The sequence below is a fragment of the Leucobacter celer subsp. astrifaciens genome (assembly GCF_001273835.1).
GTDB classification, from domain to species: Bacteria; Actinomycetota; Actinomycetes; order Actinomycetales; family Microbacteriaceae; genus Leucobacter; species Leucobacter celer.
In genome coordinates this window covers 1-14,647 of the sequence record NZ_JHEI01000150.1, presented here as the reverse complement: position 1 = coordinate 14,647, position 14,647 = coordinate 1, and the positions used below count along the sequence as shown (strand labels likewise).

General features: G+C 70.8%; 11 protein-coding genes. 6 read left to right on the top strand and 5 right to left on the bottom strand.

Annotated elements, in window-relative coordinates; all coding sequences use genetic code 11:
• The first annotated feature begins 139 nt into the window (after positions 1 to 139).
• The 4 genes from AMS65_RS16745 (at position 140) to AMS65_RS16730 (ending at position 5,677) form a co-directional block, all read left to right on the top strand.
• Positions 140 to 1,969, top strand: a complete 1,830-nt coding sequence (locus AMS65_RS16745) for a substrate-binding and vWA domain-containing protein (protein WP_241489492.1) — start codon at positions 140 to 142, stop codon at positions 1,967 to 1,969.
• Between the two features lie 9 nt (positions 1,970 to 1,978).
• Positions 1,979 to 3,055 carry a hypothetical protein gene (locus tag AMS65_RS16740; protein WP_053385316.1) on the top strand — a complete coding sequence of 359 codons (1,077 nt, stop codon included), beginning with the start codon at positions 1,979 to 1,981 and terminating at the stop codon, positions 3,053 to 3,055.
• A 10-nt stretch (positions 3,056 to 3,065) separates the two neighbouring features.
• Positions 3,066 to 4,217 (top strand): hypothetical protein, encoded by a 1,152-nt coding sequence (locus tag AMS65_RS16735; RefSeq protein ID WP_053385315.1) that lies wholly within the window; start codon positions 3,066 to 3,068, stop codon positions 4,215 to 4,217.
• A gap of 95 nt (positions 4,218 to 4,312) precedes the next feature.
• Positions 4,313 to 5,677: a toxic anion resistance protein gene (locus tag AMS65_RS16730; RefSeq protein WP_053385314.1), complete on the top strand. Its 1,365-nt coding sequence runs from the start codon at positions 4,313 to 4,315 to the stop codon at positions 5,675 to 5,677.
• Positions 5,678 to 5,699: 22 nt separating this feature from the next.
• Here the strand turns inward: AMS65_RS16730 and AMS65_RS16725 are convergent, their stop codons facing one another.
• The 5 genes from AMS65_RS16725 to AMS65_RS16705 all read right to left on the bottom strand — a co-directional run bounded on the left by AMS65_RS16725 (position 5,700) and on the right by AMS65_RS16705 (position 11,052).
• The gene (locus AMS65_RS16725; protein WP_053385313.1) at positions 5,700 to 6,986 is read right to left on the bottom strand and encodes an ATP-binding protein; all 1,287 of its coding nucleotides are present in this window, start codon (positions 6,984 to 6,986) and stop codon (positions 5,700 to 5,702) included.
• Positions 6,987 to 7,187: 201 nt separating this feature from the next.
• On the bottom strand, positions 7,188 to 8,357 hold the full coding sequence (locus AMS65_RS16720; protein ID WP_053385312.1) for an alpha-hydroxy acid oxidase: 1,170 nt from the start codon (positions 8,355 to 8,357) through the stop codon (positions 7,188 to 7,190).
• Between the two features lie 21 nt (positions 8,358 to 8,378).
• Complete coding sequence (locus AMS65_RS16715) at positions 8,379 to 9,146, bottom strand: amino acid ABC transporter ATP-binding protein (protein WP_075201059.1); 768 nt, start codon at positions 9,144 to 9,146, stop codon at positions 8,379 to 8,381.
• Positions 9,143 to 10,141 carry an amino acid ABC transporter permease gene (locus AMS65_RS16710; protein ID WP_075201058.1) on the bottom strand — a complete coding sequence of 333 codons (999 nt, stop codon included), beginning with the start codon at positions 10,139 to 10,141 and terminating at the stop codon, positions 9,143 to 9,145. Before AMS65_RS16710 ends, AMS65_RS16715 begins: the two co-directional genes overlap by 4 nt.
• The gene (locus AMS65_RS16705; protein ID WP_241489491.1) at positions 10,138 to 11,052 is read right to left on the bottom strand and encodes an ABC transporter substrate-binding protein; all 915 of its coding nucleotides are present in this window, start codon (positions 11,050 to 11,052) and stop codon (positions 10,138 to 10,140) included. Before AMS65_RS16705 ends, AMS65_RS16710 begins: the two co-directional genes overlap by 4 nt.
• Before the next feature lie 110 nt (positions 11,053 to 11,162).
• Here AMS65_RS16705 and AMS65_RS16700 point away from each other — a divergent pair, with 110 nt between their 5' ends.
• Complete coding sequence (locus AMS65_RS16700; RefSeq protein ID WP_162231784.1) at positions 11,163 to 12,755, top strand: PucR family transcriptional regulator; 1,593 nt, start codon at positions 11,163 to 11,165, stop codon at positions 12,753 to 12,755.
• Positions 12,756 to 13,019: 264 nt separating this feature from the next.
• Entirely contained in the window at positions 13,020 to 14,618 is a 1,599-nt protein-coding gene (locus tag AMS65_RS16695; protein ID WP_075201057.1) for a DEAD/DEAH box helicase, read from the top strand.
• The last annotated feature ends 29 nt before the right edge of the window (positions 14,619 to 14,647 follow it).

Here is a 14,647-nt window from a genome sequence, read left to right as displayed (position 1 = left end):
CCCCCTCGGACATCCGTCCTCGCGCAGCGCAGCGCCCGCGCGCTCTCAGCGAACCGGCGGCTGCGGGGCGCCACTGCACCCACCGGTGTGGCATAGGCTGAGAACGCACACTCGCATCGGGGAGAGGATCTCGCAGACCGTGTCCTATCGCGCACTCCATCGCAAGCTCATCGGAGCCGTCGCGCTCGCCGGCTCCCTCGCCCTCGTGCTCTCCGGCTGCACCGCCGGGGGCTCCCAGTCCGGGGGCGCGCAGTCCGGCGGCTTCGCCGATGACGGCTGCACATCGGTGATCGTCGCGACCTCCTCCGAGAAGGTCAACCTCATGGAGGAGCTCGGGCAGCAGTTCAAGGACTCCGCCGAGCACGAGGGCCTGGACCAGTGCGCGACGGTGCACCCCATCAACGTCGCCTCGGGCAAGGCCGCCCAGTACCTCTCCGACTCCACGAAGACCTGGGCGCTCGGCGACGAGACCGCGCCGTCGATCTGGTCGCCCGCTTCGACCGTCTGGACCGACCGCGTCGCCTCCATCGCCGGTGAGCGCGTCGTCGCCGGCGCCGAGAGCTTCGCGAAGACCCCCGTGGTCTTCGGGATCCCCGAGTCGATGGCGAAGGCGCTGGGGTATCCGGGAGCGGAGATCGGCCTCACCGATATCCACGACCTGATCTCGGATCCCGAAGGCTGGGGTGCGGTCGGCAAGCCGATGTGGGGTTCCTTCAAGATCGCGAAGACGAATCCGAACAGCTCGACCACCGGCATGTCCACGCTGCTGATGCAGGCCTACGCCGCTACCGGCAAGACGCAGGACCTGACCACGGCTGATATCGCCGAGGCCGAGGACTTCTCGCGCGTGTTCGAGTCGGGGGCGATCCACTACGGCGACACCACGGGCAAGGTGCTGCAGAACCTGGTCGACAGGACCACCGGCAGCGGCTCGTCCTACGTCAGCGCGATCGCGCTCGAGGAGACCTCCCTCTACAACTACAACATCGGCAACCCCGACTCGCACACGGTGCAGCCGGGCGAGGTGCTGACGCCTCCCGATGAGAAGCTCGTCGCGATCTACCCGAGCGAGGGGTCGATGTGGAGCGACAACCCCGCCGTCGTGCTCGACGCCGACTGGGTGACGCCCGAGCAGAGCGTCGCCGCCGATGCCTTCGTGCGGTTCCTCCACACCGCCGAGGCGCAGCAGGAGCTCCCGAAGTACGGTTTCCGCCCGCTCGACGACGGCATCGACGTCAGCGCCCACCTCAACTCCGACGTGGGCATCGACCCGGAGCAGCCCGCGCTCTCGCTGCCGCAGCCCTCCCCGGAGGTGGTGTCGGCCGCGATCGACCAGTGGTCCCTGATCCGCAAGCCCTCGGCGATCCTGCAGGTCATCGACATCTCGGGGTCGATGGATGAGAGCATCGGGGGCAACCGCACCCGATTGGATGGCGCCATCGAGGGCGCGACCACCACGCTCGGGCAGGTCCGCTCCACCGACGAGATCGGCGTGTGGGCCTTCACCACCGGACTCACCTCGCAGATCGATGACGAGCAGGTCGACGGGATCGGCGTAGTGCGCCCCTTCGGGCCGCTCGGAGGCGACAAGGAGGGCCTGCAGGACGACATCAGGGATCTCGCCCACAGCCAGCGCGCCGGCACGCCCCTCTACGACGCGATCGCGACGGCCTACGACTACATGAAGGGGCACGCCGAGACCGGCCGCATCAACGCCATCGTCGTCCTCTCCGACGGCGAGGACACGGACTCCGTGATCCGGCTCGAATCGCTGATCCAGAAGATCAACGCCGACCAGAAGGAGGGCGGCAACAACAAGCCCGTCCGCATCTTCGCGATCGCGTATTCCGAGGGCGCCGACATCGAGTCGCTCGAGAAGCTCGCGCGCGCCTCGGGCGGACAGGTCTTCAACGCCTCCGACCCGACCAAGATCACCGAGACCTTCCAGTCGGTCATGAACAACTTCTAGACGGCAATCGTGCGACCCATCACAGCGACCCTGACCGCGAGCCTCGCCGGCCTCGCGCTCGCCGGTGCGTCCGCACTCGCCCTGGCCGCTCCGGCACTCGCGGTCACCGACCCCGACGAGGTCGTCGCGGCCTGCGGCGACCGCACCGTCTGCCAGTTCGACGGCGCCTCGATCTCGAACGCATCCGAACTCGGGAACGCGCTGCCCGACGGGGTGCGGGTGATCGTGATCCCGCAGCCGAACCAGGCCGAGAACGTGCCCTCGAGCACCCTGGCCTCGCAGGTCAAGGACGCCACCGGATCCGACACCGTCATCGTGATCGAGGATCACCCGGCCAGGGACCGCTTCGCCGTGGCCTCAGACGGCGACGCGACGGCCATCACCGAGGCGCTCTACTCCCAGTCCGAGGCCGACGGCGGCGTCGCCGTCGCGGCGATCGGCCACACGCTGACCCCCGGCAGCGCCCAGGCGCCGGCCGAGTCCCCGGTGAGCGGCGGGCTCGTGATCGGCGGGGCCGCCCTCGTCACGGTTCTCGTCATCGCCGGCGGCCTCGCGATGCTCGCGCGGAAGCGGCGCGGGGCCCGGCGGGATCGCGGGATCGCGGGATCCCGGCGCGTGGAGAAAGAGCTGGCCGCCGCGCTGAGCGGCGAGAACGGCGAGTTCGTGCGGGAGTCCATCGCCGAGTTGCGCGAGCGCGCCGCGGTCTACCCGGACATCGGGGCCCGGATCTCCGCCCTGGCCGACCACGTGTCCGAACTGATGATCCGGGTGCGCAGGCGCGGCACGGAGCAGCAGACCCGGCTGCTGCAGGCGCAGTACAAGGACACGCTCTCCAAGCTGCTGAAGGCCCTCGGGGACGACTACTACGGCGATATCACGCGCAACCCGCGGTTCTGGAACGACGCTGAGAGCCGTCTGGATCAGGTGCGGCACGCCGTCGACTCGGTCGATCTGCAGGCCGTCGAGAACATCAAGCAGGTGAACGAGTCGCGCGACCTCGAGTTCAAGGTCGCGCTCGACGCGCTCACCAGAACCGTCGCCGAGGCGAAGCTCTCGGACGTCTACACCGACCGCCCGAAGCAGTAGCGGAGGCGGCATGAGCAAGATATTCCTCACCCCCCGGTTCGCCGCCATCGCGCTCCTGGGCGCCGGCCCCGCCGCACTGCTCGGCCTGATCGGCGTGCCGGTGCTCGCCGCCCTCGGAGGCTGGGCCGCGCTGTGCGGCCTGGCGGCGGCCGCTGACATCGCACTGACACCCAGCCCGCGACAGGTCGAGGTCTCCCGCAGGGGGCCGTCGGCCGCTCTGCGCGACGAGCCCGTGCAGATGCTCATCGGGCTGCGGAACGTCGGGACCCGGGCGATCCGAGGCGCGGTGCAGGACACCTGGCCCAAGCACGCGCTCCTGCGGGCGAGTGCCGGGCATCCCCCGGGGAGCGCCCCCGCGAGTTCCTCGCCGTCCCCGTGGATCCCGGTCGTGGCGCCACCCGGTGAGCCCCTCAGCATTCCGTTCGCCCTCGCGCCGAGACGCCGGGGCACGCTTCGCAGCGGATTCATCGCCGTGCGCGCCAGGGGCCCGCTCGGCCTCGCCGGGCGCGAGACCCGGCACCCGCTCCCGGCGACGCTCGCCGTGTCCTGGAGGCCCCGCCGCGGCGCTCGCGCCGGCGCATCCGTCCAGCCCTCGGGGCCCGGCCTCGCCGCGGAGCAGCTCCGCGCCATCGACGAGGCCAACGGCACGACCCTCGCCCGCGCGCTCCACGAGCTCCGGTTCTTCGCGGGCCTCTACGGCGGCGGTCCGGCCCGGCCCGGTGCCGCAGCGGCCCCCCTCATCGGCGCGGTCTCGGAGTACCTGCCCGGCCTGGCGGGCCGCGGGGCCGGCTCGGATCGCAGCGGGAACCTCCGGCCGCTCCTCGAGCACCTCTCCGACCTCTTCGCCCGCGCGCAGCAGGGGCCCGAGCAGCAGCAGCGCCTCCTCGTCTCGCGGTACGCCGAGACCCTCACGAAGCTCGCCTCGCTCCTCTCCGAGGACTACTACGGCGATCTCCTGACCAAGCCCGGGTACTGGAGCGATCCCGAGCAGCGCATCGCGCAGGTGCTGGGGGCCGTCGACGCGGTCGATCGCGAGGTCGTCGAGAACATCCGGCAGCTGAGCGAGTCCCGCGACATCGAGTTCAGGGTCGCGCTCGAATCGCTCACGCGCCCGCAGAACGGCGCCAGGCTGTCCGACATCTACGGCGATCGGGAGCCGTGACGCCCCGCCGACGAGCCGGCTGAACCGGGCTCGCGATCCAGCAGACCACCGCACTTCACCACATTCTCACCGCACACCGTCATTGGAGGAGACCGATGTCAGAGCAGACCGTTGCAGTCGATTTCGCCGCGCTCTTGGAGCCCGGCGATACCCAGAGCACAGAGGTGCAGGGCTCGCCACTGGAGCTCGCGATCGCCGAGGTTCCGACCTCCGAGGTCGGCGTCACGGATCCGCAGGAGGCCGCCTTCAGGTTCCGCAGCCTGCTCACGGAGAAGCAGCTCGACGACCTGCGGCGCGGGGCGCCGGCCCTGGCCCGCAAGTTCACCGAGGACGTGAACCAGATCGTCACCTTCGGCGGGCCGGTCATGGAGAAGATGAACAGCGCGTCGGTGCAGCTGCTGGAGGCGCAGCGCGACATCAAGGTGCCCGAGGCCGATGCCGTCGTCAACGACATGCTGCGCACGATGGACGGCTTCGAGAAGAAGTGGCGGTCGCAGAAGCTGGAGAACGCGGTCGACACCGTCGTGGGCTGGTTCAAGAAGGGCCGCTACACGCTGACGACGATGATCCGCGAGTCGAAGCCCATCACCGACAAGATCGACCTGGCCGAGGTCAAGCTGCAGGAGATGGAGTCGGCGCTGGCCGACAACATCACGCGCGGCCAGCTGCTCCACAAGCAGACCCTCGCCCACATGGACGACGTCGTGGCGGTGCTCGCAGCGCTCGAGCAGGTCATCGAGGAGCTGCGCAAGGAGTTCGACGAGGCCGATGCCGCCCTGCGCAGCGCTGAGGGCTCGGGCTCGGAGTCGGTGGTGTACCGCGGCGAGACCATCACGACGAGCGAGCTGCGCGAGATCCACAGCAAGCTGTCGTTCGTGCTCTCCGAGACCGAGAAGAGCTGGTCGGACTGGCGTTCGCAGTTCTTCCTGGGCTTCGCCCACGCACCCGCGACGCGCAACCTCATCGTCACCACGTTCGCGCTGAGGCGCCGGCTCGCGACCTTCCGCACGATGGGCCTCCCCTCGGCGCGGCAGTCGCTCGCCCTCTGGCAGCAGGCCGCCTTCGCGAAAGAGGGCGCCGAGCTCGGCGCCTCGGTGCAGGAGGGCACCAACAAGCTCATCCAGGGCGCCTTCGCGGAGACCGCGAAGTCGGTCGAGATGGTCGCGAACGCCTCGCAGGCGCCGGTGATCACCGAGGAGACGATCTGGACCGTCATCGACTCCGTGAAGGCCCAGTGCAGCGCGATCGTCGAGGCCGACCGCACCGGCCGGGCGCTCCGAGCCCGCAACCTGCAGGCCCTCGAGCGCGGCGAGGCCGTGATCGAAGACGCGGTGATCGTCTCCCAGCGCGCGATCGCCGACGCGAGCCGGCGCGGCGCGGACTCCGGAGGCGCGGGAGTCTCGCCGGACGCCTCCCCCGCCGGTGACGAGGACGACCTCCTCGGAAAGCTGACCCGCTGACGCCCGTCGCCGTTCCCGGCCGCTACAGCCGGGCGATGTCGTCGATGTCCTCGAGGAACGCGGCCTGCTGCTCCTCGGACACCGTCGCGCGGGTCACCGAGAGCGCCGCGAGATAGTCGCTCGTCGTCAGCTCGGCCCGTTCCTCGGGCCGGCGCCCGACCCCGCTGGCGAGGGCTCGTGCGAGCGCCTCCTGCGAGGCGCGCCGCGCCGCGTACTCGATGTCGGCCGGAGTGAGCCCGTCGCTCTCCGACACCAGCCGCGCGAAGTCGACCTCGGCGGCGATCTCCGACGGCACGTAGCGGCGCCAGATCGCCTCGCGCGCCTCGGCGTCGGGCAGTCCGATCGGCAGCACGTAGTCGAAGCGCCCGTGCCGCAGGAAGGCCGCGTCGAGCCCGCGCACGAAGTTGGTGGCGCAGATGAGCAGCATGCCCTCGCGTGCGCGGAAGTCGGCGACGATCTTGAGCAGTTCGTTGGTCACGCCCTGCGTCGGGGTCGGCGGGTCGCTGCGCCGCGAGGCGATCTCCTCGACCTCGTCGATGAACACCACGCCGTGCTCGAGCTCGTCGATGCGCTCGAACACGCTGCGCAACGACGACGCCATACTGTTCGTCCCGTCGCCGAGCCGCGAGGGGAACACCTCGACGAACGGCCAGTCGAGCCGCGACGCCACCGCCTTCGCGAAGGTCGTCTTGCCGGTGCCGGGCGGACCGAAGAGCATCACCGCGCGCGGCGGCACCACGCCGTAGCGATCGGCGAGGTCGGGCTGCGCGAGCGGAGCGACCAGGCGCTCCTCGAGCAGCTGCTTCTCGCCGCGCATGCCCGCGACGTTCTCCCAGAGGTGGCGGGGCAGGATCCTGCCGCCCAGGTCCTTGAGCAGATCGAGCTCGCGCCGCTGCACCGGCATCTGACGCTCGAGGTAGCGCAGGCTGTGGCGCAGCTGGAAGCCGTTCGAGGTGAGCAGGTCGAGACGGCTCCCCTCCGGCATCAGCACTGAGAGCGTGGAGAGGCCGAGCGGAGCCATCTTGCGCTCGAGGGCGTCGAGCAGGGCGCCCGAGACGTTCTCCGACCGCGCGTCCTCCGAGATCCCGAAGAACACGATCCAGCCCTGCGCGTGCGCCGCGCGCCCCACGGCGGCGGCCACGATCACCTCGTCGCGCACCGCGACCACGGCGTGATCCTCGCGGCAGGAGGCCGTGACCTCGGCGAGCGAGTACACGGGCTGCTCCGATGAGGATCGGGCCTCCCACCACAGGCGGACGACCGCGTCGAGGTCGTCGTCGTGAAATTCGCGGATGTGAATGCGTCCCATGCAGCGATCATGCCAGATGCACCCGCGACGACGCGGGCGAGCCCGCCCGTGCAGAACCCCGGATGTTCTGCAATTCAGCAGAAACACCGGCCCCCACCGCGCCGGGGACGGCGCACGCGCCGCCGCGCCACTCCGCCAGGCGCACGCGCCGCCGCGCCGCCGGGCGCAGCAGCCGCAGCGGCCGCAGCCGCCGCAGCGCCGCTACCCCAACGCCTCGGAGAGCTCCCGCTCCCCCGCCGCGCGCGGTTCCCGGCCGCGGAGCTGCGAGACGCGGCTCGCCCCCGCGAAGCCCATCGCGGTGCCGAGTTCGTCGGCGAGGATCCCGAACACTCGATCCACCCCGGCGCGACCGGCCGCCGAGAGCCCGTAGGCGAAGGGCCGGCCTCCCGCGACGAGGTCGGCGCCCGCCGAGAGCGCCGCGACGATGTCGGAGCCCCGCCTGATCCCGCCGTCGACGATGACGGCTCCCCGGCCGTTCACGGTCTCGGCGATCGAGGGGAGCACCTCGAGGGTGCTCGGCTGCCCGTCGAACTGGCGCCCGCCGTGGTTGGAGACGAAGACCCCGTCGGCGCCGTGGCCGAGCGCCAGCTCAGCATCCTCGGGTGTCATGATCCCCTTCACGAGCAGCCGTCCGTCCCACCGGCGCCGTAGCCGGGCCACGTCCTCCCAGGTCGCGCGGCGGTTCTCGTTGCGCTCCATCCAGGGCTCCATCTCCGACATCCGGATGGGCCGCCCGGCGATCTCGTAGCTGCCCCAGGTCATCTTCCGGCCGCCGAGCCAGCGCGCCACCCACCCGGGGTGCAGCGCCACGTCGAGGACGTCGCGCAACGGAGGCCTCGGCGGCATCGAAGTGCCGTGCCGCAGATCCCGCTCCCGTTTGCTCGACACCGCGACGTCTCCGGCGACGACGATCGTGTCGATGCCGAGGTTGCGGGCCCGCGCCAGGTGGCGCTCGGTCTCCTCCGGCTGCTTCCAGAACGAGATCTGCTCCCAGAGGCGGCCACCGGCGGCCTCGTGGGTCTCCTCGATCGAGACTCCCGACCACGGGCTGTGGATCATGAGGCTCCCCGCCGCGGATGCCGCCGCGGCCACCGCGGTGTCCGCATCGGGGTGGCACACGGTCAGCAGGCCCATCGGCGAGACCACCATCGGGATGCTGAAATCGTGGCCGAGCACCCGAGCGGCCGTGGAGGTCTCCTCGAGATCGACGAGGATCCGCTGCCGCAGCACCGCGCTCTCGAAGGCGACCCGATTGCGCCGCAGCGTGTGCTCGTCGAGCGCACCGCCCTCGATGAAGTCGAACACCATCCGCGGCAGCCGCGCGCGGGCCCGCCGTCGCACCTGCTCGACGCTGAACATCTTCTTGTTCACTGCTGTCTTCCTCCTGCGTTCCTAATCGAGCACCCGGGCGAGGAAGCCGCGCGTGCGCTCCTGCTGCGGGTTCCCGAGCACGTCCCCGGGCGATCCGCTCTCGACCACCACACCGCCGTCCATGAACACGACCTGATCCGCGACCTCCCGCGCGAACCCCAGTTCATGGGTGACGACCAGCATCGTCATCCCCTCCGCGGCGAGATCCCGCATCACGGCGAGCACCTCGCCGACGAGCTCGGGATCCAGCGCCGACGTCGGCTCGTCGAACAGCAGGAGCTTCGGCTGCATCGCCAGCGCCCGTGCGATCGCGATCCGCTGCTGCTGGCCGCCCGAGAGCTCCTGCGGGTAGGCCTCGGCCCGGTGCGCCAACCCGACCCGTTCGAGCAGCGCCATCGCCTCCCGCTTCGCGTCGGCGACGGGGCGCCGCAGCACCTGCACCGGCCCCTCGATCACGTTCTCGAGGACGGTGCGGTGCGGGAACAGGTTGAACCGCTGGAACACCATCCCGGTCTGCCGTCGCGACCTGGCGATCGCCGCGGGGCGCGCCTCCACCAGCCTGCCGCCGCGCCGCTCGGCACCCACCATCTCGCCGTCGACCATCAGGATCCCCGCGTCGATCTCCTCGAGGCGGTTCACGCAGCGCAGCAGGGTCGTCTTCCCCGACCCGGAGGGGCCGATCAGGCAGGTGACCGACCCCGGCGGCACCGAGAGCGACACGTCCTCGAGCACCACGTTGCCGTGGAACGCCTTGCGGAGTCCCCGGATCTCGACCATGTTCGTGCTCATGACAGCTCCTTCGTCACGGCCGGCGCGCCGGCCGAAATCTCTCCGGTCGAAGCCGCGTCGGCGGACCGGGCGGACCGCTCGGCCCTCCTCGCGCTCTTGGCGCTGCGCGGCTGGAATCCCCGCCCGTACCGGGCCTCGAGCCGGCCCTGCACCGCCGTGAGCGCCGAGGTCATCGCGAGATACCAGACGCACGCCACGAGCAGCAGCGGGATCGTCTGATAGTTGAGCGCGTAGATGATCTGCGCCGAGTAGAGCAGGTCGGAGATCGCGAGCACGCTCACGAGCGAGGTGCCCTTCAGCATCGAGATGACCTGATTCCCGGTGGGCGGGATCACGATGCGCATCGCCTGGGGCAGCACCACCCGCCACATGAGCTTCGCGTTCGTCATGCCGATCGCGCGGCCGGCATCGCGCTGCCCCTCGTCGACCGACTGGATCCCGCTGCGGATGATCTCCGCCATGTAGGCGGCCTCGTTGAGCGCGAGTCCCAGCAGCGCGGCGGTGAGCGGCGTGATGAGCACGTTCGCCTCGCCGATCGGCACGCTCGGCCCGCCGAACGGCAGCCCCAGCGCGATGACCGGGTACAGCGCGGCGATGTTGTACCAGAAGATCAGCTGCACGAGCAGCGGGGTTCCCCGGAAGAACCAGATGTAGCCGCGGGCGACCAGCGAGAAGGTCGGGTTCTTCGCGAGCCGCATGATCGCGAGCACGATGCCGAGGACGATGCCGATGGCCATCGAGACGACGGTCAGCACGAGCGTCAGTCCGACACCGGCGATGATCTGCGGGTTGAAGAGGTACTCGAGCACGACCGGCCACCGGAAGCGTTCATTGGTGGCGACGTCCCAGAGCGCGGCGACGACGACGAACAGGACCACGGCGGCCCCGAGGATCGGGAGCCAGCGCTTGCGCGGCTGGATCTCGAGGGAGTTCAGCGTGGACTGCACCTGCGTCGGGGTGTCTGCGATGCTCGACATGGCGATGCGCTCGCTCACTGCGGCACGTTGACGCGGGCTTCGGCGATGGCCATCGACTCCAGGCCGTAGGCCCGCAGCACCTCGAGGTACTCGGGAGACTCCAGGATCGCGGTCATCGCCGCCTCCACCGGTTCGAGCAGCCCGTTGTCCTTGGTGATGCCGATGCCCACGGGAGCGATGTCGTTCTCCCCCGCCACCTCGATGTCGGGGTTCTGCAGCGCCGCGTAGCTGAGGATCGGTCCGTCGGCGTAGACCGCGTCGCTGCGGTCGCTCACGAGCGAGCTGATGGCCTGACGGGTGTCCTGGAACTGCTGGATCTGCAGCGGCTGCTCGCCGGCCGCCTCGCAGGCCGCGTCGAGATCCGGGATCTGCACGGTGAGCTGGTACGAGCCCGTCAGCACGGCGACGCGCTTGCCGCACAGCGCGTCGAAGTCGATCCCGTCCGGGTTGCCCTCGGGCACGACGATCGCGCTGCCCATGTCGACGTACTCGACGAAATCGAGCTGCTCCATGCGCTCCTCGGTGGGGGTCATCGACGAGACGGTCATGTCGAAGCGGTTCGCGGCGAGGCCGGGGATGATCGAATCGAAGTTGCTCACGACCACTTCGAGCCTCAGCCCGAGCGCGTCCGCGACCAGGGCGGCGATATCGGGGTTGAGGCCCGTCATCTCCTGAGTGCCCTCCCGGTAGAACTGGGTGGGCGGCTCGTTGGTCGGGATCGCGACGCGCAGCACGCCCGCCTCTTCGACTGCGGCGGGGAGCAGACCGGCCGCCTCCGGAACCACGTCGATGCTCACCGCCTCCGAGGTCGAGTTCGCATCGGATCCCGGTGCCGCGGCGGTATCGGGGCTGCAGGCCGTCAGCGCGGTGCCGGCGACGAGTGTCGCCGCGACACCGGCGAATACGCGGGTACGAGTGGTCAGGTGCATCATTGCTCTCCCTCGATTGCAGTTGGACTCCACACAGTGTGCTGGGCCGCGGCCGCGATCGACATGGAGTATTCTCCATGAATCGGTACCGATGATTGGAGAATCGCATGATGGATATCGCGCCGGGCTCACCTGCGGCCCCGCTCATCGGCGATGCTCTCGACCTGCTGGGCGGCGCCCTCGTCGCCGCGACGCCCTCCTCCTCGGCGACCGGTCGGTCGTACCTCGACTGCGTCTTCCTCGAGACCGGGGCTCCCGGGCGCCGCTATGCGGACCGGCTGGTGCTCGCGCCGGGCCTGGATCCCGGGCATCAGGAGTTCGAGACCCGTCTGCGGGAGCTGCGCGCCGGCGGTGCCGCCGGGGTCGTCATTAAGCGACCCGAATCCGATATTCCGCCGCTGGCCCCCGAGCTCGCAGACGCCCTGCTGCTGCTCGAGCACGACGCCGACTGGGCCGACACCGCGCGATCGCTCCGGGTGCTCGGAGCGGGCGACTCGCGTCTCGCGGCAAGCGGGATCAGACAGGGCGATCTCTTCGCGCTCGCGAACACCCTGGCCGCCCTGGCGGGCGGCGCCGTCAGCCTCGTCGACACCGCCGGGCGAGTCGTCGGATACTCGACCCACGCCGACCAGCCGATCGACGCGCTCCGCAGATCGACCACACTCGCCCTGCACGAGGGCCACCATCCGCGCTCGGACTCCCAGTTCCGGCAGCTCGCAGCCTCGCCCTCGGCCCTCTTCTTCGATGACAGCGGTTCGCAGTACGGGAGGGTCGCGCTCCCGGTCCGCGCGGCCGGCGAGCTCCTCGGCACCGTGTGGATCATCCAGGTCGATCCGAACGGAGCCGAAGAGACCCGCCGGTTCCTCGACTCCGTTGAGCCGCTCGTCTCGCACCACATGCTGCGGGCCCGCGAGACGGCGCACGCCGATGAGCGGCGGAGCACCGACCTCGTCCGCGCGCTCTTCGAGGACGCGAAGAGCCGCCCCGCGGCGGCTGCCCAGCTCGGTCTCGATCCCGGCTCGGCGCACACCGTGGTCTGCTTCCGGCTGCTCGACATCGGGGGCTCGAACCCCGTGCTCGGGGCCCAGCAGCTCCTGCACCAGGCGGCGACCACTGCGCGGGGCCAGTTCGCCTGGTCCCACTGCGCCATGCTCGACGGGGTGGTCGTCGCACTCCTCGGCAGCGGCGACGCATCCCTCATCCGGCTCTTCGCCGACCGCATCACCCGCATCTCCCGCGGCGGCGCGCTCGCCGGGATCGGCCGGGTCGCCCACACGCAGACGCTGATCCCCCGCTCGTATCGGGACGCGGCGAGCATCAGCCGCCTCCTCGCCGCGCAGCCGGGGCCCGCGGACGGCGACGCCGAACGGGTCGTGGCCGAGTTCTCCGAGGTGCACGCCGAACTCGGGCTGGCGCGAGTCCGCGAGCTGCTGCAGGACTCCGAACTGCTCGAGGGCGACGATGCCGAGCGGATCCTCGCCCACGACCGCGAGCACCAGAGCCGGCTCGCCGAGACGCTGCTCGCGGTGCTCGCCCATCAGGGCAGCGTACGGCTGGCGGCTGCGGAGCTCCACATCCACCAGAACACCGTCCGCTACCGCCTCGAGACGATCCGCACCGAGCTCGGGATCGACCTCGATCATCCGCCCGCACGACTGTGGATCTGGCTGCGCCTGAACGGCGAGCCGATCCCGTCCGGCTGAACTTCACAGCCCATCGAAGCCGTTCTTGGGCTAAGCTTGCCGAGGTGGCGCTTTTTCGCGCCCCGCGTCGCATTCACCGCACCGCCCGCTCGCACCACGAGCCTGGGCGCCGTTCGGCCCGATCCGCGGCGAACGGATGCGCGAGCCCGCGCACTCGACATTTCGGCAGCGACGCACGGCAATCCGCGATACCGCGGTCCCCCTCAGGGCACCCTCCCTCGAGAGGTGCCCTCGCGCAGCGCTGCTCCAGCATGAAAGGTCCACGTGACCACGCAGGCCATCACTTCGCCCTCCTTCATCGAGCTCGGCGTGCCCGAGCCCATCGCGCACGCGCTCGAGAAGAACGGCAAGTCCTCCCCCTTCCCCATCCAGCGCGACACGCTGCCCGACACGCTCGCAGGCCGCGACGTGCTCGGCCGCGGCCGCACCGGCTCCGGCAAGACCATCGCCTTCGGCATCCCGCTCGTCGCGAACCTCGCCGACGGCGCGCAGGCCAAGCGCCGTCCGAGCCGTCCGCGCGCGATCGTACTCGCTCCCACCCGCGAGCTCGTGACCCAGATCGCCGAGACGATCAAGATGCTCGCGGATCCCGTGGGCGTCAAGGTCACCACGATCTTCGGCGGGATCCCGCAGCGCCGCCAGGAGGCCGCGCTCGAGGCGGGCGTCGACATCGTCGTGGCCGCTCCCGGACGCCTCGACGACCTCATGAAGCAGGGCCTCGTCGATCTCGGATCGGTCGAGATCACCGTGCTCGACGAGGCCGACCACATGGCCGACATGGGCTTCCTGCCCGTCGTCACGCGGATCCTCAACAAGACCCCCAAGCAGGGCCAGCGGCTGCTCTTCAGCGCGACCCTCGACAACGGGGTCGACAACATCGTGAAGAAGTACCTGCACAACCCGATCCTGCACTCGGTCGACAGCGCCGAGAGCCCCGTGCCGCAGCTCACCCACCACGTCTTCGAGGTGTCCGGCAAGGATCAGAAGGACGCGCTCATCGAGGCGCTCGCGAGCGGCACCGCGCGCCGCATCTTCTTCACCCGCATGAAGCACCAGGCCAAGAAGCTGGCCAAGCAGCTCACGGCGCGCGGCATCCCCGCGGTCGAGCTGCAGGGCAATCTGTCGCAGAACGCCCGGGATCGCAACCTCGCTGAGTTTGTGAGCGGCGAGGCCAAGGTGCTCGTGGCCACCGACGTCGCCGCCCGCGGCGTGCACGTGGACGGCGTCGAGCTCGTCGTGCACATCGACCCGCCCGTCGAGCACAAGGCCTACCTGCACCGCTCCGGCCGCACCGCGCGCGCCGGCAACGAGGGCGACGTGGTCACCCTCGTGCTGCCCGAGCAGCGCGGCGAGATGAAGCAGATCATGCGCGCCGCCAAGATCCGCGTGACCCCGCGCCACGTCGACCCGAACGCGGCCAACGTCGATCCCGAGGTGCTCGCGCTCATCGGCGAGGTGGCGCCGCGCGTCGACCCGCGCGAGATCGAGCGCAGGCGCAACGAGGCCCAGGCTGCGCAGCAGCGCGCGGCCGGTCACAACCCGGCCGGTGCGGGCAAGTCGACCGGAGCCAACGCGAAGCGCAAGCGCTCGCGCGGCGGCCGCGGACGCGGCGCCGGTGCCGGCACCGACGGGCAGAACGCCCAGCAGGGCCGCCAGGATCGCGGGGCTCAGGGCCAGCGCTCGGGCGGACGCGGCCAGGGCGGCTCGCAGTCGCAGCGCTCGCAGGGCTCGCAGGGCGAACGCCAGGCATCGCGCGGCGGCCAGGGCGGTCAGGGCGGTCAGCAGGGCGGACGCCGCCAGGCCGGGCGCCGGGCTCAGAGCTCGGGCGGCACCGTCTACTCGACGAGCACGCCGGGCGCGTAGCTCCCGACGCACCGCATGACGAGGGCGGG